The organism is Methylobacterium sp. CCH7-A2 (genome assembly GCF_001557075.1).
Lineage (GTDB): Bacteria > Pseudomonadota > Alphaproteobacteria > Rhizobiales > Beijerinckiaceae > Allobosea > Allobosea massiliensis.
In genome coordinates this window covers 76,087-97,428 of sequence record NZ_LSKN01000016.1, presented here as the reverse complement: position 1 = coordinate 97,428, position 21,342 = coordinate 76,087, and the positions used below count along the sequence as shown (strand labels likewise).

18 protein-coding genes are annotated in these 21,342 nt (G+C 68.2%); 4 read left to right on the top strand and 14 right to left on the bottom strand.

Annotated elements, in window-relative coordinates:
* Positions 1-39 precede the first annotated feature (39 nt).
* The 8 genes from tsaE to AX750_RS01325 form a co-directional block, all read right to left on the bottom strand.
* A complete protein-coding gene (gene tsaE / locus AX750_RS01360) occupies positions 40-1,584 on the bottom strand; it encodes a tRNA (adenosine(37)-N6)-threonylcarbamoyltransferase complex ATPase subunit type 1 TsaE (protein WP_066722650.1) in 1,545 nt (514 codons plus the stop codon).
* Positions 1,581-4,061, bottom strand: a complete 2,481-nt coding sequence (locus AX750_RS01355; RefSeq protein ID WP_082735229.1) for a PAS domain-containing sensor histidine kinase — start codon at positions 4,059-4,061, stop codon at positions 1,581-1,583. The genes tsaE and AX750_RS01355 overlap by 4 nt, the downstream gene beginning before the upstream one ends.
* Before the next feature lie 409 nt (positions 4,062-4,470).
* Complete coding sequence (gene ahcY, locus AX750_RS01350; RefSeq protein WP_066722648.1) at positions 4,471-5,913, bottom strand: adenosylhomocysteinase; 1,443 nt, start codon at positions 5,911-5,913, stop codon at positions 4,471-4,473.
* A gap of 192 nt (positions 5,914-6,105) precedes the next feature.
* Positions 6,106-6,387, bottom strand: a complete 282-nt coding sequence (locus tag AX750_RS01345) for an HPr family phosphocarrier protein (RefSeq protein WP_245282275.1) — start codon at positions 6,385-6,387, stop codon at positions 6,106-6,108.
* Between the two features lie 60 nt (positions 6,388-6,447).
* Entirely contained in the window at positions 6,448-6,849 is a 402-nt protein-coding gene (locus tag AX750_RS01340) for a PTS sugar transporter subunit IIA (RefSeq protein ID WP_066722644.1), read from the bottom strand.
* A 109-nt stretch (positions 6,850-6,958) separates the two neighbouring features.
* On the bottom strand, positions 6,959-7,402 hold the full coding sequence (locus AX750_RS01335) for a hypothetical protein (protein ID WP_066722641.1): 444 nt from the start codon (positions 7,400-7,402) through the stop codon (positions 6,959-6,961).
* Positions 7,403-7,409: 7 nt separating this feature from the next.
* The gene (locus AX750_RS01330) at positions 7,410-9,209 is read right to left on the bottom strand and encodes a sensor histidine kinase (protein WP_066722638.1); all 1,800 of its coding nucleotides are present in this window, start codon (positions 9,207-9,209) and stop codon (positions 7,410-7,412) included.
* A 75-nt stretch (positions 9,210-9,284) separates the two neighbouring features.
* Positions 9,285-9,986 (bottom strand): response regulator transcription factor, encoded by a 702-nt coding sequence (locus AX750_RS01325; RefSeq protein WP_066722635.1) that lies wholly within the window; start codon positions 9,984-9,986, stop codon positions 9,285-9,287.
* Positions 9,987-10,117: 131 nt separating this feature from the next.
* On the opposite strand from AX750_RS01325, the gene AX750_RS01320 reads away from it, so the two are divergent.
* From AX750_RS01320 to AX750_RS01310, 3 genes are all read left to right on the top strand, one after another.
* A complete protein-coding gene (locus tag AX750_RS01320) occupies positions 10,118-10,927 on the top strand; it encodes a DUF2470 domain-containing protein (protein ID WP_082735228.1) in 810 nt (269 codons plus the stop codon).
* A gap of 207 nt (positions 10,928-11,134) precedes the next feature.
* Entirely contained in the window at positions 11,135-12,745 is a 1,611-nt protein-coding gene (locus AX750_RS01315) for a phosphoenolpyruvate carboxykinase (RefSeq protein ID WP_066722632.1), read from the top strand.
* A gap of 96 nt (positions 12,746-12,841) precedes the next feature.
* Positions 12,842-13,849, top strand: coding sequence for a DUF4105 domain-containing protein (locus AX750_RS01310; protein WP_066722629.1), 1,008 nt, complete (start codon positions 12,842-12,844; stop codon positions 13,847-13,849).
* 251 nt (positions 13,850-14,100) lie between these two features.
* Here AX750_RS01310 and AX750_RS01305 read toward each other — a convergent pair whose 3' ends face one another.
* The 3 genes from AX750_RS01305 to AX750_RS01295 are packed head-to-tail and all read right to left on the bottom strand — an operon-like array spanning position 14,101 to position 16,653.
* Positions 14,101-14,892 carry an ABC transporter ATP-binding protein gene (locus tag AX750_RS01305; RefSeq protein ID WP_066722626.1) on the bottom strand — a complete coding sequence of 264 codons (792 nt, stop codon included), beginning with the start codon at positions 14,890-14,892 and terminating at the stop codon, positions 14,101-14,103.
* The gene (locus AX750_RS01300; RefSeq protein WP_066722622.1) at positions 14,868-15,620 is read right to left on the bottom strand and encodes an ABC transporter permease; all 753 of its coding nucleotides are present in this window, start codon (positions 15,618-15,620) and stop codon (positions 14,868-14,870) included. The genes AX750_RS01305 and AX750_RS01300 overlap by 25 nt, the downstream gene beginning before the upstream one ends.
* A gap of 4 nt (positions 15,621-15,624) precedes the next feature.
* Positions 15,625-16,653 carry an ABC transporter substrate-binding protein gene (locus AX750_RS01295; protein ID WP_066722616.1) on the bottom strand — a complete coding sequence of 343 codons (1,029 nt, stop codon included), beginning with the start codon at positions 16,651-16,653 and terminating at the stop codon, positions 15,625-15,627.
* 161 nt (positions 16,654-16,814) lie between these two features.
* On the opposite strand from AX750_RS01295, the gene AX750_RS01290 reads away from it, so the two are divergent.
* Positions 16,815-17,282, top strand: a complete 468-nt coding sequence (locus tag AX750_RS01290) for an Lrp/AsnC family transcriptional regulator (RefSeq protein WP_082732760.1) — start codon at positions 16,815-16,817, stop codon at positions 17,280-17,282.
* Between the two features lie 238 nt (positions 17,283-17,520).
* Here the strand turns inward: AX750_RS01290 and AX750_RS01285 are convergent, their stop codons facing one another.
* Genes AX750_RS01285 through AX750_RS01275 form a run of 3 tightly spaced genes read right to left on the bottom strand, consistent with a single transcriptional unit; the run spans position 17,521 to position 21,263 of the window.
* On the bottom strand, positions 17,521-19,371 hold the full coding sequence (locus AX750_RS01285) for an ABC transporter ATP-binding protein (protein ID WP_156446591.1): 1,851 nt from the start codon (positions 19,369-19,371) through the stop codon (positions 17,521-17,523).
* 25 nt (positions 19,372-19,396) lie between these two features.
* Positions 19,397-20,338, bottom strand: coding sequence for an ABC transporter permease (locus AX750_RS01280; RefSeq protein ID WP_066722611.1), 942 nt, complete (start codon positions 20,336-20,338; stop codon positions 19,397-19,399).
* Positions 20,304-21,263, bottom strand: a complete 960-nt coding sequence (locus AX750_RS01275) for an ABC transporter permease (protein ID WP_066722608.1) — start codon at positions 21,261-21,263, stop codon at positions 20,304-20,306. Before AX750_RS01275 ends, AX750_RS01280 begins: the two co-directional genes overlap by 35 nt.
* Positions 21,264-21,342: the final 79 nt, after the last annotated feature.

The window sequence follows — 21,342 nt, the reverse complement described above, 5'->3', positions numbered from 1 at the left end:
GCGATGACGGCAAAGGGAGTGGGCAGCGCGGGCGAAACCTCACCCCACCTCGAACAGCTTCGGCAGATGCGCCTGGTACCAGTCCTTGAGCTCCGCCAGCGCCGGATGTTCGAGGTTGCGGCGCAGATAGGCCTCGATGCGCGGCAGGTGCTTGAGATAGGCCGGCTTGCCATCGCGCTTGTCGAGCCTCGCGAAGATGCCGGCGATCTTGGTGTTGCGCTGCGTGCCGAGGATCGCATAAGCGCGGGCGAAGCCGGCGAGGTCGAAATCGGGCTCGTCGGCGCGGCGCGCCTGGCCGTAAGCGGCGAGCAGCCGCAATTCCAGCGCCGCCGGCACGTCGATGCGCGCATCCTGCGCGAGCGAGGCGAGATCATAGGCCGGATGGCCGAGGACCGCGTCCTGGAAGTCGATCAGCCCGAGCTTGGCATGGCCTTCCCGGGCCGGCAGCCAGATCAGGTTGGGCGAGTGGAAATCCCGCAACGTCCAGGTACCGGGTGCCTCCAGGATCTCGTCGAAGAGCCGGTTCCAGATCCGCGAGAACTCGGCCTGCGTCACCGCGGGCAGGGTCACGCCCGCGATATGAGGCGCGTACCATTCCAGGATCAGCTCGGTCTCGATGGCGAGCGCGGCGCGGTCATAGTCGGGCAGGACATGGTCGCGCCCTTCGGCCACCGGCAGGATCGTCGGCAGGGTGTGGCGATGCAGATCCGCCAGCAGCCGCGCCGCCGCCTCGTAGCGCTCGGCGATCGGGCCGTCGCCGTCGATCACGCCCTCGTGGCCGAGATCCTCGATCAGCAAAAGCCCGGTTTCGAGATCCTGCGCATAGATCTCCGGCGCCGAATAGCCGAGCGAATGCAGCCCGCGATCCATCGCGACGAAGGCGTCGACGTTTTCCGCGAGATGGGCGATCGCACTGTAGGGCTTGCCGAGCCGGATCGCCGGCCCGTCCGGGCGCGGCGGCGAGATCATCAGCACGGCGCTGTCGCCGTCGGGCCGCGTCAGGCGCTCATAGGCGCGGCTCGAGGCGTCGCCCTGCATGAAGTCGCGGCGGGCATCGTCCCAGCCGGCCTCGTCGATGAGCCGGCGCGAGGCGATCGCGATCGAAAGACGCTGCCGCCAGAGCACGCCGCCGGAGAGATCCGCGATGCGCCCCGTCTCGGGATGGTCCGGGTCGACGTCGAGCACGATGTCGAGGCGCCGCCCGCCCGGCAGGCGCGTGCCCGCCCGGTCCGGCCATTCGACGAGCAGGACCACCCGGTCGAGATCCTCGGTCAGTCCGATGTCGTCCAGCTCTTCGGGCGAGCGCACGCGGTAGAGATCGGCGTGGAGCACGCTCCCGCGCGGCGTCTCGTAGCTCTGGACGAGGGTGAAGGTCGGGCTCGGCGCCTCCAGACGGGGATCGTCGGCGAGTTCGCGCAGGATGGCCCGCGCCAGCAGCGACTTGCCCGCCCCGAGCTGACCGGAGAGCGCGACGATGTCGCCGGGCTTCAGGATCGCCGCCAGATCGGCGGCCAGCCGCAGCGTCGCGGCCTCGTCGGCCAGCACCAGACGGTGCGGGCCGGATTTGCGCGCCTCGTCCGTCATTCCGCGGCGTCCGAGAGCGGCACGCCCGCGGAGGGGAAGACCGCGGTGACGCGCGTGCCGCGGCCCGGCGCCGAATCGAGTTCGACCCGTCCGCCATGCAGCTCGACGATGGAGCGCACGATCGAGAGACCCAGGCCCACGCCGCGATGGCTGGAGCCGAGCGAGTGGCTCTCGAAACGGTCGAAGACCTTCTCCTTCACCTCGGCCGGAATGCCGCGGCCCTGGTCGGCGACGGTGATGCGGACATGGCCCTCGCTGCGCGCTGCGCTGACGGTGATCGTCTGGCCCGGCGAGGAGAAGCCGATCGCGTTGGAGATCAGGTTGAACAGCACCTGGCGCAGCCGCTTGCCGTCCGCCCGCAGCGGGCCGGCCTCCGGCGCGATCTCGACCTTGAGTTCGAGCTTGCTGTCGGTGAGGCGGTCATGCAGCCCCGCCGCCGCCTGGGCGATGGTGTCGGCGACGTCGACCTCCTCGAGATCGAGCTGCAGCGCGCCGTTGTCGATCGTGGCGAGGTCGAGAATGTCGTTGATGATGGCGAGCAGCGCGCCGGAAGAGCGCACGATATGCGAGGTGTAGTCGCGCTGCTTCTCGTTCAGCGCGCCGACGGCCTCGGTGCCGAGCAGTTGCGCGAAGCCGATGATGTTGGTCAGCGGCGAGCGCAGCTCGTAGGAGACGTGGTGGACGAAATCCTCGCGCAGCCGCGAGACCTTCTCCAGCGCCTCGTTCTTCTCGGTCAGCGCGCGCTCGACATTCACGCTGGCGGTGACGTCGGCGAAGGTGATCAGCGTCGCGCCGTCGGGCAGCGGAGCGGCCGCGCAGTCCAGCACCGTGCCGTCGCGCCGCTGCATCCGGCAGACATAGTCCTCGCGCGCGTCGCGCACGCCGGTGACGGCGCTCTGCAACTCGCCCCAGATCTCGTCCTGCGGGAAGAGCGGCTGGCAGAGCCGCACCACCTCGTCGATATGCGGCGCCGCGGCGGCAAGGTCCGCCTTGATCCGCCAGGCCTGGGCGAAAGCCGGGTTCGAGAGCTTGAGGCGCCCGTCCGAGCCGAACACGGCGACGCCCTCGCGCAGCGAATCCAGCGTCTCGCGCTGCGTCCGCGACAGCGCGTTGAAGCGCGATTCGAGGGTGAAGCGCTCGGTCACGTCGTCGAGCAGATAGGTGACGCCGCCCTGCGGGTTCGGGCTCGCCACGACATGGATGGTGCGCCCGTCGGGCAGGTACCACCAGTCCTCGTTCGCGCGGGTCGCGGTATAGGCGGCCTGGACGCCCGCCTTCCAGCTGCGATAGTCGCCGAGCTCGGGCAGGCGGCGCTCGGCGCGGAGCCGGTCGAGGATCTCGCCGTCGCTGGGGTGGCCGTCGAGGAAGGCGGGATCGAGCGACCAGAGCGCGTCGAAGCCGGAATTTCGGTAGACCAGCCGCTGCGAGGCGTCGAACACCGCGACCGCGGTCTTCAGCCGGTCGAGGGTGCGCACATGCGCGTCCATCTGGCGCTGGAGATCGGTGCGGACGGCTTCCAGCTCGCTCATGTCGGTGGCGATGCCGGCAAAGCCGGTCGGCGTCGGCAGTTCGAGAATGTCGAGCGTGCGCCGCTGCCCGGCGATGACGGCCGGCGCGCGGGCGGAGAAGACCTGGCCCTCGCGCCGGGCCTTGGCGGCGGCCTCGCGCTCCGTCCGGTCGAGCAGTTCGATGCCGCCCTTCACCGCCGCGCCGTCATCCGCGACCTCGACGGCGCGCGCATAGGCGGCGTTGCACCAGCTCAGCCGCCCGTCCGGCGTCCGTGTCCAGGCCGGCTGCGGCAGCCCGTCCAGCAGGCCGGCCAGAGCCTCGTGCTCGGTGTTCAGCCGGTCGAGTTCGCCCTGCAGCGCCATCACCCGCGCCCGCTCGCCGGTGACCTCGCGGAAGCGGATCACGGCGCGCCCGGCGACGGGCCGGCCCTCGACATCGATGAAGGGCCCCGCCTTGCTTCGCAGCGTCATGCCGAAGGACTCGCCGCGCTCCTTCAGCGCGTCGGTGGCGAGTTCGAGTCGCTTGGCGTCGGCCGGCGGCGCCCAGGCGCCATAAGCGAGGGCGAGCGTCGCACCCGGCGCGCCGAGAAAGCCGCTGTCGCCTTCGAAGACGGGGTCGGCCTGCCGTCCGGTCCAGCTGACCACGACCTGGGGATCGGTGGCGAGCAGGGCGGTCAGCCGGTCGTGCTGGCCGCGCGTGGCCTCGAGTTCGCCGGCCAGCGCCGCCTCGCGCCGGTGCCAGCGCCCGCGCTCGCGGACATAGACCAGCGAGGTGGTGGCGGCGAAGACGGCGAGGCCCGCAAGCACGATCGAGAGCGCGCCGGTGCTGAACAGATCCGGGCGCAACGGCCCCAGCCAGGCGCCCTGGGCGAGCGCGGCGGAGGGAGCCTGACTGGCGGCGAGACCCGGCAGAAGCGCATGGCTGCGCCAGTGCCGGCGGCTTCGTTCCTGTCGGCTCGACCTGGTCATTCCGCGTCCGTCTGCTCCGGGGGCGGCGCCGGCCGCCCCATCCTGATATCCGTCCGGCCGGGCGCCGAACGGCGGCCCGCCGCCCCCCGGCCCGCTTTTGCCGGACCCCTGACGCACGCCTGCCACCACACCGATCACTGCGTGTCGACCCGCCCCCGCGCCACGCGCCGGAGGCCGAATCAGCCCCACTCTAATCACCGGTGGAGTCCGGCAGGAAGTGCTTAATGAGCGGTAAATCGGGCGGATTTGCCGGGCCGGCGGCAGGAAACGAAGCCGACCCAAGACCTAGCGGCTTGCTCCGGCTCGGGGCCCATTAGTAGCGTCTTCAGACTGAGCGACGTCGCCCTCGGCAAATGAAAAAGGCCCGGCGCGAGCGCCGGGCCTCCTGCCGTCCGGGCTGTGCCGGATGTCAGTAGCGATACAGCTCGGGCTTGAACGGCCCGGTCTGCGGCACGCCGATATATTTGGCCTGCTGGTCGTTCAGCACGGTCAGCTTCGCGCCGACCTTGGCGAGGTGCAGCGCCGCGACCTTCTCGTCCAGGTGCTTCGGCAGCGTGTAGACCTTGTTCTCGTACTTGGCGTGATGGTTCCAGAGCTCGACCTGGGCCAGCGTCTGGTTCGAGAACGAGCAGGACATCACGAAGGACGGGTGACCCGTGGCGTTGCCGAGGTTCACCAGGCGGCCTTCCGAGAGCAGGATGATGCGCTTGCCATCGGGGAACTCGATCTCGTCCACCTGCGGCTTGACGTTGTCCCACTTGAAGTTCTTCAGCCCGGCGACCTGGATCTCCGAGTCGAAGTGGCCGATGTTGCAGACGATGGCGCGGTGCTTCATCGCGCGCATATGGTCGACGGTGATGACGTCGAGATTGCCGGTCGCGGTCACGAAGATGTCGGCGCGCGGGGCGGCGTCATCCATCGTCACGACCTCGTAGCCCTCCATCGCCGCCTGCAGCGCGCAGATCGGGTCGATCTCGGTGACCATGACGCGGCAGCCGGCCTGGCGCAGCGAGGCGGCCGAGCCCTTGCCGACGTCGCCATAGCCGGCGACGACCGCGACCTTGCCGGACATCATCACGTCCGTGCCGCGGCGGATGGCGTCGACCAGCGACTCGCGGCAGCCATAGAGGTTGTCGAACTTCGACTTGGTGACCGAGTCGTTGACGTTGATCGCCGGGAAGGGCAGGCGGTTCGCCTTGGCGAGCTCGTAGAGGCGGTGGACGCCGGTGGTGGTCTCCTCCGAGACGCCCTTGATCGCGTCGCGGGTCTTGGTGAACCAGCCCGGATTGGCCTTGAGCTGGCGCTTGATCAGCGCGAAGAAGATCGTTTCTTCCTCATTGCCCGGCTTGTCGAGGAATTCGGTCTTGCCGGCCTCGGCCTCGGCGCCGAGGATGATCAGCATGGTCAGGTCGCCGCCGTCGTCGAGGATCATGTTCGGCGTGCCGCCGTCACCCCAGGTCGCGGTCTTGAGCACGTACTCCCAGTACTCCTCCAGCGTCTCGCCCTTGATGGCGAAGACGGGCGTGCCGCTCGCGGCGATCGCGGCGGCGGCGTGGTCCTGGGTCGAGAAGATGTTGCAGGACGACCAGCGCACATCGGCGCCGAGTTCCTTCAGCGTCTCGATCAGCACGGCGGTCTGGATGGTCATGTGCAGGCAGCCGGCGATGCGCGCGCCCTTGAGCGGGAACTTGCCCTTGTGCTCCTCGCGGATCGCCATCAGGCCCGGCATCTCGTCCTGGGCCATGTTGATTTCCTTGCGGCCGTAATCCGCGAGGCTGATGTCCTTGACGATGTAATCGGTTGTCGACACGGGGCGTGCTCCAGCTGGTCTTCGAATGATGGGCGGGTCCATAGCAGCGCCCACGCCCAAAGGCAATCAAAGATATAAAGATGTCTTTATGTGATCGGTCGAAAGGGAGCGGTCTGTCGATTTTGTGACGTAAGGTCACTTATCGGGGCCGGAATGGGCCTCGGTTGAGCGCTCATGAAGGGATCGATGCGAGAGGGGAGGCGGCGGCGCCCGCAGCGGCTGAGCAGAGCGGGCCTATTCGCCCTCGCCGAACCTGTCGGCGACCAGAGCCTCCAGCGCCTTCAGCGCTTCGCTCGCCTGCGGACCCTTCGCCACCACCGTGATCGTCGAGCCGATGCCGGCGCCGAGCGTCAGGATGCCCATGATCGAGGTCGCGCCGACCGTCTCGCCGCAGCGGGTGACGGTGATGTCGGCGTCGAAGGACGAGGCGCATTGCACGAATTTCGCCGTGGCGCGGGCGTGCAGCCCCTTCTTGTTGACGATCTGAAACTCGCCATAGACGGCGCCTGCGGGAATTTCGACCTCAGGGCAATCGCAGTCGTCGATCTCCTGCCTGTCGTCCACGGCAGCGTTTCCTTACTTCCCCGCCAGGACCCGGCTGGCGACGGTGATGTATTTGCGGCCGGCATCCTGCGCGCAGGTGACCGCCTCGTCGAGGCTCTTTTCCTCGCGCACGCTGGCGAGCTTGATCAGCATCGGCAGGTTGATACCGGCGACCACGTCGATCCGGCCCGGCTCCATCACCGAGATGGCGAGGTTGGAGGGCGTGCCGCCGAACATGTCGGTCAGGACGATCACGCCCTTGCCGGTCTCGACCTCTTCGACCGCCGCGATGATGTCGCGGCGACGGCCTTCCATGTCGTCATCGGGGGCGATGGCGATGGTGGCGAGATGCTGTTGGGGGCCGACGACGTGTTCGAGCGCGGCACGGAACTCCGTGGCCAGATGCCCATGCGTCACGAGGACCAGTCCGATCATTCACTATGGCACCGGAGAGCGCTTTCGGCGCCCGGACAAGGTGGCGGTTTATGCGGCAGGTGCGAAGGATAGGCAAGCGGCCCGCTTCGAACTCGACAAATTTTCGAGATCAGCCTTCGGTGAAGAGCCGCAGCGCCGCCAGCACCAGCCGCTCGTCGCCGGCCCGCCCCGCGACGGTCAGCCGCGGCAGGTCGATGCCCTCGATCCGCTCGACCAGATCCTCGGGTTCCGGCATGCGCACCGGCTCTTCGCCCCTGAGGTCGACGATCAGCCGCACCACCACGGCCGGCTGGTGCGGCTCCGGCGTCAGCCCGAGCCCGCGACGTTCGATCAGCCCCTCCAGCGGCGCCACCGGCCGCGCCAGCAGCCGTCCGCCCCTGGCGCCCAGCGCGGTCCGGTCGTCGGCGACCAGCCGGGCGAAGCGGCCCTGGCTTCCCGCCAGCGCGATCAGCGCCAGCGCGAGGCTGGACTTGCCGGCGCCCGAGGCGCCCCGGATCAGCACGCCGAGTTCGCCCAGCACCACCGTCGTGGCATGGATGGTCTGGCCCGTCACGGTCGCCTCATGCGCTCTGCGGCAGCGCCGGCAGGCAGACGATGAAGCGCGCCCCCAGCCGCGGCCGCTCTCCATCGGGGCCGGCCGGGCCGAGCCGGTTCTCGGCGCGGATCGTGCCGCGATGCGCCTCGACGATCTGGCGCGAGATCGACAGGCCGAGCCCCGAATTCTGGCCGAAGCCCTCATTCGGGCGGTCGGTGTAGAAGCGCTCGAAGATGCGCTCCAGCGCATGCGGCTCGATGCCTGGCCCCTCATCCTCCACCGTGACCAGCACCTCGTCGCCGGAGCGCGACAGCAGCACGCGCACCGGCTTGTCCGGCGGCGAGAAGGAGCGGGCATTGTCGATCAGGTTGACGAGCACCTGGCCCAGCCGGGAATCGTGGCCGAGCACGATGAAGCCGTCGCGCCCGCCGGGCCGCTGGCCGCGCCGCTCGGTGACGAGCTCGATCTTCGCGCGGCCCTCGCGGCGCATCTCGTTCTGCACCGAGACCACCGCCTCCAGGACCTGGGCGAGATCGACCGGTCCGGCATCGTTGCGGGCGAGCTCGGCATCGAGGCGCGAGGCGTCGGAGATGTCGGAGATCAGCCGGTCGAGCCGGCGGACATCGTGCTGGATGACCTCGAGCAGCCGCCCGCGCGACTCGTCCGATTTCGCCCGCGGCAAGGTCTCGACCGCGCTGCGCAGCGAGGTCAGGGGATTTTTCAGCTCATGCGCGACATCGGCCGCAAAACTCTCGATCGCCTCGATGCGGCTGTAGAGCGCCTTGGTCATGTCCCGCAGCGAGCCGGAGAGATGGCCGATCTCGTCATGCCGGTTGCCGAAATCCGGGATCTGCTCGCGCGACTTCACCCCGCGCCGGACACGCTGCGCCGCATCGGCCAACTTGCGGATCGGCTCGGCGATGGTGCCCGCCAGCAGCACGGACAACAGGATCATCACCGCCGCCGAAACGGCGAAGACCTGGAAGATGCCGTAGCGCTCCGAGATGATGACCGCGTCGATGTCGCCGCCCTGCGTCGAGAGCAGCAGCGCGCCCTTCACCGCCCGGAAGCGCTGCACCGGCACCGCCACCGAGACAATCGTCTGCCCCCGCGCGTTGACGCGGACCACGCTGGCCGGCGTCCCGCTCAGCGCCCGCGCCACCTCCGGATAGGATTTGCCGTTGGCGTTCTCGAAATCGTCGTAGGCGGGCACGTCGGCTCGGCCGAGCCGGTTGCGGAACAGGTTCCAGGTCCGCTCCAGCAGCGGCGCCTCGTCGGGCTCGCCGACGCGCGGCAGGTCGAGCCGCAGCACGTCGCCGCGCGAGTAGAGGCTGCGGGAATCCAGCGTCAGCAGCCCGTCCCGGTCGTAGATGCGGGCGCGCGTCTTGGTCGGCGTCACCAGGCGGCGCAGCAGCGGCGCGACCTTCTCGGGATTGATCGAGAAGTCGAGCGGATCCTCGGCGATGCCCGCGCTCTCCCCGGCCTGGAGCTGCAGCAGCTTGTCGGGATCGATGTTGATCGCGTCGGTTTCGACCGTCGCCGAGGCGGCTATCGCGCCGGCGATGATCTCGCCCTGCGTGAGCAGGCTCTGCACGCGGGATTCGATCAGCCCTTCGCGGAACTGGTTGAGATAGAGAAAGCCGACGAGGAGTGCGCAGAGCCCTCCGAGATTGAGCACGACGATGCGGCGCGTCAGGCTGGATGCCGCACCCGAGGAGATCGCGCGCAGGCCGCGCCGCAGGAATCCGCGCAGCCGGGTCCTCAGCGTGGCCTTGGCCACGCTTTGGCCGGTTTCAGCCCTGCGTTCCTGCTCGATCGTCGCCATCGTCTCCGCCGTGCGTCCCGGCCGGCGGCGGCGTCATGCGCCTGCCGCCCCAGCCCGCCCGGATGGGCCGGACGCTCAGCTTTCCTTGAACCGGTAGCCGACGCCGTACAAGGTCTCGATCATGTCGAAATCGGCATCGACCTGGTTGAACTTCTTGCGCAGCCGCTTGATGTGGCTGTCGATGGTGCGGTCATCGACATAGACCTCGTCGTCATAGGCGGCGTCCATCAGGGCGTTGCGGCTCTTCACCACCCCCGGCCGCTGCGCCAGCGACTGCAGGATCAGGAACTCGGTCACGGTCAGCGTCACCGGCTCGCCCTTCCAGGTGCAGGTGTGGCGCTCGGGGTCCATCCGCAGCAGGCCACGTTCCAGCGCCTTGGCATCCTCGTTGCGGGGCGTCGCGGCGGGATCCTTGGCGCCGGCGCGACGCAGGATCGCCTTCACCCGCTCGACCAGCAGGCGCTGCGAGAACGGCTTCCGGATGAAGTCGTCGGCGCCCATCTTGAGCCCGAACAGCTCGTCGATCTCCTCGTCCTTCGAGGTCAGGAAGATCACCGGCAGGTCGGACTTCTGGCGCAGGCGGCGCAGCAGCTCCATCCCGTCCATGCGCGGCATCTTGATGTCGAAGATGGCGAGGTCGGGCGGGTTCTGCTTCAGCCCGTCGAGCGCCGAGGCGCCGTCGGTATAGGTCATGATGCGGTAGCCCTCGGCTTCGAGCGCAATGGACACCGAGGTCAGGATGTTGCGGTCGTCGTCGACCAGCGCAATGGTTGGCATAAGTCGTTTGTCTCTTTTGGCCGTGTTGCAATGACGCAGGGTCCACTCTCGCGAGAGAAGGGCCAAACCGTGGCCGCAATCTAGCGGTCGCATGGCGGCTTGCCTATGACCCCGATACGGAAAGTCCCGAAATGTCCGCAGGTTCCATCGCAGCGTCCGCCGATTTCACCGAGGAGCCTGGGCAGCCCACCCCGCGTAAGGACCCGATCCGCCCGACCGACGACGAGGCCCGCGCCCTCGGCCGGCAGCTCCTGCGCGGCGCCCGCTCCGGGGCGCTGGCGACGCTGGGACGCGACGGTCACCCCTCGTCGAGCCTCGTCAGTCTGGCGACCGACGGCGACGGCACCCCTCTGATCCTGGTCTCGGCCCTGTCCGCCCACACGGCCCATCTGGAGACCGACCCGCGCTGTTCGCTGCTGCTGGCGCCGGGCGGCAAGGGAGATCCGCTCGCCCATGCCCGGATCACGTTGAAGCTTAGGGCGAGGAAGGTGGCGCGCGAGGGCGCGGAAGGCGAGCGCGTCCGGCGGCGCTTCCTCGCCCGCCAGCCCAAGGCGGCGCTCTATGTCGATTTCGGCGATTTCTCCTTCTTTGCCCTCGACCTCCAGGGCGCGAGCCTGAACGGCGGTTTTGGACGGGCCTATGAACTCGTGCCGGCTGACCTGCTCAGCGATGCCAAAGCCTCGAGCGCCATCGCCGCGATGGAGGAGGGCGCGGTCGAACACATGAACGCCGACCATGCCGACGCGATCCGCGCCTACGCCACCGGACTGCTGAAGGCCGAGGACGGCGAGTGGCGTCTCACCGGGCTCGATCCGGACGGGGCCGATCTCGCCCGCGGCGATGCCGTCCTGCGCCTGCCCTTCCCGGCGCCCGTCAGCGATGCCGCCGCGATGCGGAGGACCTTGGTCGAGCTCGCGGCTGCGGCCCGCGCCGCGGCCTAGCGCCCTGATTTACCACGTCGATTCGATTCAATCGATTTAGATGAGAATGTTTCCGGCGGGGGCTTTGCCGTCTCTTGAGCCGGGTCCAACATGGCCTTAAGGGGACCGGCACCGGCCGGCACAAAGGTCGCCCGCGCGCGTTTCTCCGTTCGCGCATGTCTGCAGATCAGGCGGCTCCTCGGGGCCAGCCTGCCTCGGGAGGTTCCGTTGAAATCCATCGGTCAGTTCAATGCCGCGCAGGGGGCGGAGTCCTTCGGCTTTCGCGACCTGAAGAGCGTCTACTGGAACCTCGAGGCCGCCCGGCTCTATGAGGAATCGCTCGCCCGCGGCGAATCCCAGCTCTCGCGCCACGGCGCCATCACCGCCGACACCGGCACCCATACCGGCCGCTCGCCCAAGGACAAGTTCACCGTCCGCGACGCGCTCACCGACAAGAGCGTCTGGTGGGACAACAACAACGCGATGTCCCCGGAGCATTTCGAGACGCTGCTCGCCGACTTCATCGCCCATGCCAAGGGCAAGGACCTCTTCGCGCAGGATCTCTATGGCGGCGCCGACCCGGTTCACCGCGTCAAGGCCCGGGTCTACACCGAGATGGCCTGGCACTCGCTCTTCATCCGCAACCTGCTGATCCGGCCGGCGCGCGAGGAACTCGCCGACTACGTCCCCGAGATGACGATCGTCGATCTGCCGAGCTTCAAGGCCGACCCGGGCCGCCATGGCTGCCGTAGCGAGACCGTCATCGCCATCGACTTCACCCGCAAGATCGTGCTGATCGGCGGCTCGGCCTATGCCGGCGAGATGAAGAAGTCGGTCTTCACCTATCTCAACTTCGTCCTGCCGACGAAGGGCGTGGTGCCGATGCACTGCTCCGCCAATGTCGGCCCGAACAACGATTCCGCCATCTTCTTCGGCCTCTCCGGCACCGGCAAGACGACGCTCTCCGCCGATCCCGACCGCACGCTGATCGGCGATGACGAGCATGGCTGGTCGAAGGACGGCATCTTCAACTTCGAGGGCGGTTGCTACGCCAAGACGATCAAGCTCTCGGCCGAGGCCGAGCCGCAGATCCACGCCGCCTCGCTGCGCTTCGGCACGGTGCTGGAAAACGTCGTCATGGACGAGATCACCCGCGAGGTCGATTTCGACGACGGCAGCAAGACCGAGAACACCCGCTCGGCCTATCCGCTCGACTTCATCCCCAACGCCTCGCGCACCGGCCGAGCCGGCATCCCGAAGAACATCGTCATGCTGACGGCGGATGCCTTCGGCGTGATGCCGCCGATCGCCAAGCTCACCCCGGCCGAGGCGATGTACCACTTCCTCTCCGGCTACACCGCCAAGGTGGCCGGCACGGAGCGCGGCCTCGTCGGCGTCGAGCCGGAGTTCTCGACCTGCTTCGGCTCGCCCTTCCTGCCGCGGCACCCGTCGGAATATGCCAATCTCCTGCGCGACTTCATCGCCAAGCACCATGTCGACTGCTGGCTGGTGAACACCGGCTGGACCGGCGGGCAGTATGGCACCGGGCGGCGCATGCCGATCCGCGTGACGCGCCGTCTCCTGTCGGCGGCGCTGGACGGTTCGCTGAACCGCGCCGATTTCCGCCGCGATCCCTATTTCGGTTTCGCGGTGCCGACCTCGGTTCCCGGCGTCGAGCCGCACATCCTCTATCCGGTGAAAACCTGGCAGGATAAGGCGGCCTTCGCCGAGACGGCCAAGAACCTGATCGGCATGTTCGCCAAGAACTTCGAGAAGTTCGAAGCCCATGTCGACGACGCGGTGAAGGCGGCGGCGCCGGTCAACTCGCTGGCGGCGTGAGGCCCTCGCGTCCTATCATCGGGGTGCGGGCCATCTCTCGTCCTTAGGGGGAAGGCGGCCCGCGCTTCGCATCTCGCATCCCGGGGCGGTGACGCTGTGGCCATCCTCCTCATCGCCCTCCGCCTCCTCGCCACGCTGGGCATCCTCGGCGCCACCACCTGGGCCGCCGGCCTGCTGATCTTCCGCCTGCCCGGGACGACCGGGACCCTCGCGGCGGTCGGCTTCGGCGTCGCCGGGCTCGCCGGTGCTGTCGGCCTGTGGAGCGGCGCGGCGCGCCTGCCGCTCTCCTTCGCGGTGCTCTTCCTCGGCCTGCTCGGCTGGTGGAACGGGCTGATGCCGTCGCATGACCGGGCCTGGATTCCCGAGCTGGCGCGCCTGCCCTCGATCGCCCGCGAGGGCGACATCCTGACCGTCTCCAACCTCCGCAACTTCAACTGGCGCACGGAGACGGATTACGACGAGCGCTGGGAGACGCGCCGCTACGATCTCAGCAAGGTCGAGGGCATCGACCTCTATCTCTCCTATTGGTCGGGCGAGGCGATCGCGCATCTCCTCGTCAGCTTCCCCTTCGCCGATCAGCCGCCCCTGACCTTCTCGATCGAGGTCCGCCGCGAGAAGGGCGAAGAATGGTCGGCGCTGGCGGGCTTCTTCCGCAGCTACGAGATGGCCTATGTCGCGGCGCCCGAGCGCGATCTCGTCGGCCTGCGCAGCCATGCCCGCAAGGAGGACGTCCGGCTCTTCCGCATCGCCGCCACGCCCGCCCAGGCGCGCGACGTGCTGCTGGCCTATGTCGCCGACGTCAACGAGCTGGCGGGCCGGCCGCGCTGGTACAACACGCTGACGACCAACTGCACCACGGTCGTCTACACCCTGGTCGGCTCGGTCGCGCCAGCCTGGAAATTCTCGCTGCCGCTCGATCCGCGCGTGCTGCTTTCTGGCTATCTGCCCGGCTATCTCCAGCGCATCGGCGCCGTCCGCAGCGACATCCCGCTCGACGAACTGGTCCGTCAGGCCCGGATCGGTGAGCGGGCGCGGGCGATCTCGCTGGACGATCCCGATTTCTCGACAAAGATCCGCGAGGGCGTGCCGACGGTCCGGCCTTGAAGGCGTCATTGCGAGAAGCGTCAGCGACGAAGCAATCCAGAGGCAGCAGAGCTCTACGGCGCCTGGATTTCTTCGCTCCGCTCGCAATGACGGTGTCTCGCCTTCGGGGCTCTCAGCCCTCATCCTGAGGAGCAGCCGCAGGCTGCGTCTCGAAGGATGCTCCGGATGGTTCCGAAGCTACCGACCATCCTTCGAGACGCCGCGTTCCGCGGCTCCTCAGGATGAGGGCTGATGCGGTTCGACGGCGCCGCTCAGATCGCCGCGCCGTCGCTGACCGTCTCGGCACCGAGCCCGAGACGGATCGAGCGCACGATATCGGCCTCCGCCGCCCCGCCGCGCTTGCGCGGATGCGGCTCGCGGATGCGGTGCTCGGCGATGATCTGCCCTGGAGCGCCCGACAGGATCACCACCCGGTCGGCCAGATAGGCGGCCTCGTCGATGTCGTGCGTGACGAAGAGCACGGTCTTGCCCGTGCGCTGCCAGACGCGCACCAACTCGTCCTGCAGGCTCTCGCGGGTCAGCGCATCGAGCGCCGAGAACGGCTCGTCCATCAGCAGGATCTCGGGCTCGACCGCGAGCGCGCGCGCCAGCGAGACGCGCTGCCGCTGCCCGCCCGAGAGCTGATGCGGCCAGCGCTGCGCCAGCGCGCCGAGCCCGACGAGATCGAGCATCGCCTGGGAGCGCGCCAGCCGCTCGGCCCGCGGCGCCTGTCCCTCGAGGCCGAAGCCGACATTGGCGATCACCTTGCGCCAGGGCAGAAGCCGCGAATCCTGGAAGACCAGCGCCACCGGCCGCCGCGTGCTGTCGGCGGCGTGGATCGGGACCTCGCCGGCGCTCGGCTTCGCGAGGCCTGCGATGACCCGCAGCAGCGTCGACTTCCCGACGCCCGACGGGCCGACGATGGCGAGGAACTCGCCGCGCGCAACCGAGAGGTCGAGCTGGCGCAGCACCTCGGTTGCCTCCCCGTCGCGGGTGAAGGTCAGCGAGAGGCCCCGGATCTCGATGACGGGCTTGTCGGTCACGCTTTCCAACGCAGCACCCATTTCTGGAAGGCGACGAACAGGGTGTCGAGGAAGCCGTAGAGCCCGGCCATGGTCAGCATGTAGACCACCACGATGTCGGTCGCGAGCAGGCTGGAGGCCTGCATCATCCGCTGCCCCACCCCGGCCACGCCGAAGATCTCAGCCGCCACCACCGCCATCCAGGCCTGTCCCAGAGCCGTCCGGACGCCGACGAGGATGCCGGGCATGGCGGCCGGCAGCAGGATCTTGGACAGCCGCTGCCAGGAGGAGGTGAAGCCGAAGGCATCCGCCACCTCGATCAGGTCGCGGTCGACGCCGCGGATCGCGCCCTGCGCCGCGAAGAACACGATCCAGAACACGCCGATGGCGATGATGAAGACGGCCGCCGAAGGATTCACACCGAACCAGATGATGGCGAAGGGCACCCAGGCGAGGCCTGGAATCGGCCGCAGCACCCGCACCACCCACGCCGTCGCCTCTTCCGCGATGCGCGACATGCCGACCAGAACGCCCAGCGCCACGCCCAGCGCCGAGCCGGTGATCAGCCCGGTGAAGTAGTGCCCGAGCGAACCCCGGATCGCCGACAGCCAGGCGCCGGACCGGATCTCCGCCAGGAAGGCGCGCGGCAGTGCGCTCGGCCCGGGCAGGAAGGCCGGGTTGACCCAGCCGAAGAACGGCAGGGCCTCCCACAGCAGCAGGAAGCCCACGAGCCCCAGAAAGGCGAGGGCGGTCGCCCGCAGCGAGGCCATGCGCTCAGCCGGCCGCCTTCAGGGCGCGCTCGTAGAACTGCGTCTCGAACAGCCCGTCGAAGGGCAGCTCCTTTTCGAGCGAGCCGAGCTTCACCTGATAGGCCTGCATGGCGCGCGAGGGCTCGATGATCTTGCGTGGGTCGATCTCGAACTTGCTCGCAGGCGAGGTCAGCCCCTTCCGGATCAGGGCGGGATCGACGATGCCCTTGCCGAGTGCCGCGCCGACATGGGGCGCGGCCTTGTCCGGGTTCGACGCGATCAGGGCGGCCGCACGGATCAGGGCGCCGACCGTTCGCTCCACCGCCTCGGGATGCTTCGTCACGAAGGCGCCGGAGCCGGCGAGCACCGTGCCGGGCTGGCCCGGGAAAAGCTCCTCGCCGCCGGCGATCAGCCTGATGCCCGGGTTGCGGGTCTGCACGATGGTCAGCGCCGGCTCGCGCACGATGCCGCCCTCGACGGCCCCGGCCAGCACGGCCTGCTGCGTCGCGTCGATGCCCATCGGCACGATTTCGATATCGGCCTTGTCGGCTTTGGCGACCTCCCAGAGCCAGTATTGCAGCGTCGTGTTGGGCACCGAGCCGGCGGGCTGGGTGGCGAGGCGCGCTGCCTTGCCCGTCGACGCCCGGTGCGCCTTGAAGGCGGCTGCGGCGCTCGTGCCCGGCGTGAAGAACTTCGCCAGCGCCGGCGCTGCGACGAAGACGTTCTCGGCGACGGCGGTCGCCGCCACCACCCGCACATCGACGCCGCGCGAGCGCGCCACCGCGAGCGGCGCGATTCCGGCGAGATAGAAATCGATCGTCCCCGAGGCGAAGGCCTGGATCATGTTCGGGCCCGACTCGAACACGGTGAAGCTCGCGGCAATGCCAGCTTCCTTGAGCCAGCCCTCGCCCTGGGCGACGAAGACCGGAGCGGTCCCGATGATCGGGATGTAACCGATCCGGGCCGGCACAGCACCTTGGGCCGCGGCGGTGTGAGGAAGCGCGGCGGTCGCGGCGAGCGCGGAGCCTGCGAGCAGGAACTGACGGCGGTCCATGGTCGAAGATCCTCTCAGCAACAGCGGCCCGAAGGGCGCCTCTTGACAGTCTGAGAAAAGGATTTTCTATCGCGGCACAAGAGTATCCGCCAAAAAAGAAAATCGATCTCCATTGGCGGCTGTCACGAGTAGAAATTATCCTGTCGGGCTGGGATCAGAGAATGGACGCGATCGACCGAAAAATCCTCACCGTGCTGCAGGGTGACGCCAACATCTCGATCGCCGAACTGGCCGATCGCGTTGGCCTGTCCCAGACCCCCTGCTGGAAGCGGATCCAGAAGCTCGAACAGGCGGGCGTCATCCTCAAGCGCGTCGCGCTGATCGCTCCGGAGAGGATCGGGCTGGGGTTGACCGTCTTCGTCCAGATCGAAACCGCCGACCATTCCGGGCCCTGGCTGGAAAAATTCGCGCAGCTGGTCTCCGCCATGCCCGAGGTCATGGAGTTCTACCGGATGGCGGGGGATGTCGACTACATGCTGCGCGTCGTCGTCGCGGACATGGCCGCCTATGACGGCTTCTACAAGCGGCTGATCGAGACGATCCCGCTCAAGAACGTCACCTCGCGCTTCGCCATGGAGCGGATCAAGTCGACCACGGCCTATCGCGTGCCGGACCTGCCGAAGGTGTGAGGGACGCGTCTGGTCGTTCGAGTCAGTCTCAACCACCACCGTCATCCTGGGCGGCCGCAGGCCGACCGGGATCCATCATGAGGTGCGACATCGCCCTATGATGGATCCCGGCCTGCGCCGCTTCGCGGCTGGTCCAGGATGACGGGGTCTGGTTGAACCATTAGGGGGCCCCGCTGCCGAAGCCCCCTAGCATAATATGCAGGCTGGCGCTCTCACGAGCGACCGTTGCGTCGCCCGATCAGGCCGCGACGGCCTCGATCGTCTTCTTCTCCCACTCCTCGCCCCAGACCATCACGGCATGGCCCGGCGAGACTTCGCGGAACTGGCGAACCGGCGGGACATAGTCCGGCGCACGCACCGGGCTCTTGATCTCGTCGTTGGAGGGCGGGGTCTTCTCGTGCCGGCGCGTCGGATCGGCGATCGGCACCGCCGCGAGCAGGCGCTTGGTGTAGGGGTGCTGCGGATTGCCGAAGATCGCCTCGCGCGGACCGATCTCGACGATCTCGCCGAGATACATCACCGCCACGCGATGGCTGACGCGCTCCACCACCGCCATGTCGTGCGAGATGAAGAGATAGGCCAGCCCCATGCGGGCCTGCAGCTCGAGCATCAGGTTGACGACCTGCGCCTTCACCGAGACGTCGAGCGCCGAGACGGCCTCGTCGGCCACGATCAGCCGCGGCTCGACCGCGAGCGCGCGCGCGATGCAGATGCGCTGGCGCTGGCCGCCCGAGAACTCGTGCGGGAAGCGGCTCGCCATGTCCGGCTGCAGGCCGACGCGACGAAGCAGCTCGGCGATCTGGTCGCGCGCTTCGGAGCGGGTGGCGAGCTTGTTGATCAGCAGCGGCTCGGCGATGGCCGCGCCGACATTCATGCGCGGGTTCAGCGAAGCGAAGGGATCCTGGAAGATCATCTGCATGCGCTTGCGCTGCTCGCGCAGATCGGTCTGGTTGAGCTTCAGCACGTCGACGCCGTCGAGCAGCACCGAGCCGGCCAGCGGCTCGATCAGGCGCATCACCGAGCGGCCGGTCGTGGATTTGCCGCAGCCGGATTCGCCGACGAGCGCCAGCGTCTCGCCGGCCTTCACGCTGAAGGAGACGTTCTCGACGGCATGGACGCGGCCCGTGACCGAGCTCAGCAGGCCGGAGCGGATCTCGAAGCGGGTGGTGAGGTTCGAGACCTCGAGCACGGGCCGCTCGGCCTCCTTCACCGTGTCCGGCGTCTCTTCCGGAATGTCGGACTCGCCGGTGGCGCGGTCGACGACCGGGAAGCGCATCGGCCGCTTGCGGCCTTCCATCGAGCCCAGCTTCGGCACCGCCGAGAGCAGCGAGCGCGTATAGGGGTGCTGGGCGCGGGCGAAGATGTCCTCCGTCGGGCCGGTCTCGACCGCCTGGCCATTGTACATCACGACCGTGCGGTCGGCGATTTCGGCGACCACGCCCATGTCGTGGGTGATGAAGAGGACGGACATGCCCTCCTCCTCCTGCAGCAGCTTGATGAGCTGCAGGATCTGCGCCTGGATGGTCACGTCGAGCGCAGTCGTCGGCTCGTCGGCGATCAGCAGCTTCGGCTTGCAGGCCAGCGCCATGGCGATCATCACGCGCTGGCGCATGCCGCCCGAGAAGCGGTGCGGATATTCGTGGAAGCGCGACTTCGCGGCCGGGATGCGGACCTTCTCGAGCAGGCGCACCGTCTCGGCTTCCGCCTCCGAGCGCGACATGCCGCGGTGCAGGATCAGCGCCTCGGCGATCTGGAAACCGATCGTCAGCACCGGGTTCAGCGAGGTCATCGGCTCCTGGAAGATCATCGCGACCTCGTTGCCGCGGATGTCGCGCATCTGCGGCTCCGGCAGGGTCAGGAGTTCCTTGCCGTTGAGCTTGATCGAGCCCTCGATCTTGCTCGAGCCCTGCGGCGTCAGCCGCATGATCGAGAGCGCGGTCACGCTCTTGCCCGAGCCGGATTCGCCGACCACCGCGACCGTCTCCTTCGGCGCGATGTCGAAGGAGACGTTCCGGACGACCTGCTTCCAGGCGCCCTCGACCCGGAAGGAGGTGCTGAGGTTGCTGACGGAGAGGATGGGAGTGGTCATGCGAATGCCTTCCGGGTGTTGAGTGTCAGATGACGCGACGCGGATCGAGGGCGTCGCGCAGTCCGTCGCCGATGAAGTTGATCGAAAGCACGGTCAGGAAGATCGCGGCCCCCGGGAACAGCGCCCAATGCGGCGCCGAGTCGAGATGGTCCTTCGCGTCGAACAGCAGCCGGCCCCAGGTCGGGATGTCCGGCGGGAAGCCGAGGCCGAGGAAGGAGAGCGTCGATTCGGCGATGATCGCCGAGGACACCTCGATCGTCGCGGCCACGATCACCGGCCCGATCGCATTGGGAAGGATGTGGTGGACCATCTGCCGGAACTTGGTGGCGCCATGCGCCCGGGCGGCCTCGACGAACTCCTTCTCGCGCAACGACATGAACTGGGCACGCACAAGTCGTGCCACGGGCATCCATTTCAGCCCGCCGATGACGATGACGATGAGGATGAAGACGCCGCCCTCGACTCCGAACACCGCCTTCAGCTGCTCGCGGAAGAAATAGATCACCAGCAGCAGTAGCGGGAGCTGCGGCAGGGAGAGGAACAGGTCCGTCACCCACATCAGGAAATTGTCGACATAGCCGCGCGACATGCCCGCGATCGCGCCGATCAGGATGCCGACGAAGGTCGCGACGACCATCGCGGCGAGGCCCACCGCGAGCGAGATCCGCCCGCCATAGATCATCCGCGCCAGCAGGTCCTGGCCGAGATCGTCGGTGCCGAAGGGGTGCTTCAGGGACGGCGTCTGGAGCTGAGCCGAGAAGTCGATCTCGTTGATCGGCACCGGCCAGAGCCAGGGACCGACGATGACGCCGAGGATCATCGTGCCGAGCACGAAGCTGCTCGCCATCGCCAGCTTGTGGCGGCGGAAGCGCTTCCACGTCTCGCGGCCAGGGGAGGTCGCGGCGCTCGTCTGGGCTGCGCCGGACACCGGCTCAGCTGAAGGAGATGCGAGGGTCGAGCCAGCCATAAAGAATATCCGCGATGAGATTGAACAGGACGACGAGGCAGGCGAAGACGAAGGTCACGGCCATGATGACCGGCGTGTCGTTGGCCAGGATCGCGTCGATGAGGAGCGAGCCGATGCCGGGAATCCGGAAGATCTGCTCGGTGACGATGGCTCCGCCGAACACCGCCGGCATCTGCAGCGCGACGAGCGTCACGACCGGAATCAGCGCGTTGCGCGTGACGTGGCGCAGGGTCACGGTCTTGCCGCTCAGGCCCTTGGCACGCGCCGTGGTGACATAGTCGAGCCGGATCACGTCGAGCACGGCCGAGCGCACATAGCGGGTATAGGACGCCGCCTGGAACAGGCCGAGCACGGTGATCGGCATGATCGCCTGGCGGAACATCTCCCAGTACCAGCGCCAGCCCGTCGCGGCGAGGTCGGAGCGGTAGACGAAGGGGAACCAGTCGAGCGTCACCGAGAAGATCAGGATCAGGAGCAGGCCGGTGAAGAAGGTCGGCAGCGAGAAGCCCACGAAGGCCAGCGTGTTTGCGATCTGGTCGAACACCGAATAGGGCCGCGTCGCGGCGTAGATGCCGACCGGCAGCGCGATCATCAGGGCGAGGATCTGCGAGGAACCGACGACGAAGAGCGTGGTCGGGACGCGCTGCATGATCAGCGTGTCGACATTGATGCGGCTGGCGAAGGAAAAGCCCCAGTCGCCCTGCACCATGTTCGACAGCCAGCGCAGATAGCGCACCATGATCGGATCGTTGAGCCCGAAGCTCGCGCGCAGCGCTTCGCGGACCTCCGGCGGCACGTTGGGGTTGGTCGCCATTTCCGAGAAGGGATCGCCCGGCGCCAGGGCGAGCACGGTGAACAGGATGAGGCTGATGCCGAGCAGGCTCGGAATCGCGATCAGCAGTCGCCTCAACAGATAAGCGCCCATCGGCAAAACTCTTTTCTACGCGGTCTGGTGCCGCCATGGACGAGGGCCGCACGTCCCTGGAAGGGCGGCGGCCTGTCTT